Source organism: Nodularia chucula CCY0103 (genome assembly GCF_963923915.1).
Taxonomy (GTDB): domain Bacteria; phylum Cyanobacteriota; class Cyanobacteriia; order Cyanobacteriales; family Nostocaceae; genus Nodularia; species Nodularia chucula.
Genome location: NZ_CAWUOL010000228.1, coordinates 1 through 543, shown reverse-complemented (window position 1 = coordinate 543; position 543 = coordinate 1). Strand labels below are relative to the sequence as shown.

Here is a 543-nt window from a genome sequence, read left to right as displayed (position 1 = left end):
GGGTTTGCTGAAAAAGTCGAGAAAAAGTTGAGGAGAATTGAGTAGGTAATCAGGCAAGAATAAAGATAAGTTTTCGTTGTCTAAAACTTCCTAAATCATCAAGTTTATTAATCGGAAGCGGAAAAAAAGACGTAGTTTTGAAAAATTGACACAAAAATCCCCAAAAAAGCCGTAATAACAGAGTAGAAAGATTCATGACTAAAAAAGTTATGGAAATAGAAGTTAAAGAAGTATGAGGCAGTTTAGCCATGACTCTACCCAGGCTAAATCTCCGTTTACCCTGTCCAAATTTCCCCTCAATAGAGTTACGAATCCGTTCATCTTCTAAAGCTTGTTTCTTTTTTTCAGGACTGACATTTTTAGGTGGTCTACCCAGTGGAGGACCACTGATTCTAATTCCTCGTTCTTTACACCAAGCTCGGTTGTCTCTAGTCCGATAAATTTTATCAACATGAACTGATTCAGGATAATACCCAGTGTAATTTTTGTAGGCTTCTACTTGTGATTTTAAGTCCCCTGATTCGTTAAAATTATCCCAACTGA

1 protein-coding gene is annotated in these 543 nt (G+C 36.5%); it reads right to left on the bottom strand.

Translation table 11 applies throughout. From position 1 onward, the window contains the following. Positions 1-49: 49 nt before the first annotated feature. Positions 50-543 (bottom strand): transposase (locus ACM0OP_RS24335; protein WP_414530972.1); only part of this gene is annotated, 494 nt, incomplete at its 5' end.